Annotated in this window: 2 protein-coding genes; one reads left to right on the top strand and one right to left on the bottom strand. The window is 68.3% G+C overall.

Features of this window, described 5'->3' with window-relative positions; translation table 11 throughout:
* Window positions 1–376 precede the first annotated feature (376 nt).
* Window positions 377–955 carry a hypothetical protein gene (locus AB0M20_RS44560; protein ID WP_364307643.1) on the top strand — a complete coding sequence of 193 codons (579 nt, stop codon included), beginning with the start codon at window positions 377–379 and terminating at the stop codon, window positions 953–955.
* Window positions 956–997: 42 nt separating this feature from the next.
* Here the strand turns inward: AB0M20_RS44560 and AB0M20_RS44555 are convergent.
* Window positions 998–1,216: hypothetical protein (locus tag AB0M20_RS44555; protein WP_364307641.1), on the bottom strand; the 219-nt coding region annotated here is incomplete at its 5' end.

Genomic DNA, 1,216 nt, shown 5'->3' with positions numbered 1-1,216 from the left:
TTACGCCACGCGCCGAGCCGGCCGCACCGGCTCCCGCCGCCACGGTGGTTCCTGAGGAGGGGCGATGAAATGTCACCGGTGCGGCGCCGAGAACGACCGCAACTACCTGTCCTGTACTGATTGCCGCGCCACCCGGGTGATCGCCCCGCCGGGCAGCACGCGGCAGGCGCCACCAGCGCCGGGCCGGCGCAGCCCTCCGCCGGCGCGACGAGTGGCGAGCATGCCGAGTGTCATTGTTCCGCCCGGCTATGAAACCCCGGCATCCGCACCGAGACAGGCCCCGCCGCACACACAGGAGGGAGCGGCGGGCCGTCAACCCAGGCCGTCGGACCTGAAAGATGGCACAGAGTCTCACTGGGTACGCAACATCGCCATCGTGACGGGCATCCTCGGATTGATCACCGCGGCGATCACCGCGTTACCTCCGGTCCTCGGCAAGGACAAACCTCCGACGGCCGCCGCCACTACCGTCACCGTGCTCATGCAGAACGGCGACTTCCGGCCCCCGCCCGCCCCCGAGGGTGTCAGTCAGGTCGACAGCTGCCTCGTCGGCCGCTGGACCGGCACGATCTACAACCGGACGTTTCGTGTCGACGACACCCCGGTCGAGCTCCGTCCCATGCCGGGCGCGTCCTTCGGCATCATCTTCCGCGACGACGGCACAGGCACCGACATGGCGATCGGCGAGACCGTGCTGACGGGTTCGGCCGGCGGCTACAACGTGACCTTGACCGAGCGCGGGACCTCCCTGTTCCAGTTCGTCGGTCGCGGCGGTGACCTCGCCCTGAAGACGACCGACGACAAGAACTACGACTACAGCGTCGTGATCAACGACCAGGTCATCCCCAAGGAGCATCTTCAGGACTCGGGCGCCTACACCATCCGGTACATGTGCTCACCCGGGCAACTGACCCTGACGAGCAGTTTCTTCCATCTCGAGTACGCCAAGGGCTGAAGCACGCCCACCGGAGCCGAGCGCCGAGCCGGGCCGGCCGGATCATGAGCGTACGGTCGCCGACCGTCGCAGCGCCGGGAGAGTCAGCCAGATGCCGGCCACCGACAGGACGATGCCGATGACGACCAGCACTTGCACCCATACGGGTGCGTCGAAGATGAAGGCCGGGATGCCGAGGAAGGTGGCCACCACCCGGGCCGCGTACGCAGCGATCAGGCCGCCGCGGCCCAGGTATCCGGCGAACGAGACGAGGCCCGTGAC

It is taken from the genome of Actinoplanes sp. NPDC051633 (assembly GCF_040681735.1).
Classification (GTDB): domain Bacteria; phylum Actinomycetota; class Actinomycetes; order Mycobacteriales; family Micromonosporaceae; genus Actinoplanes.
This window is presented reverse-complemented; position numbering and strand designations above follow the sequence as displayed.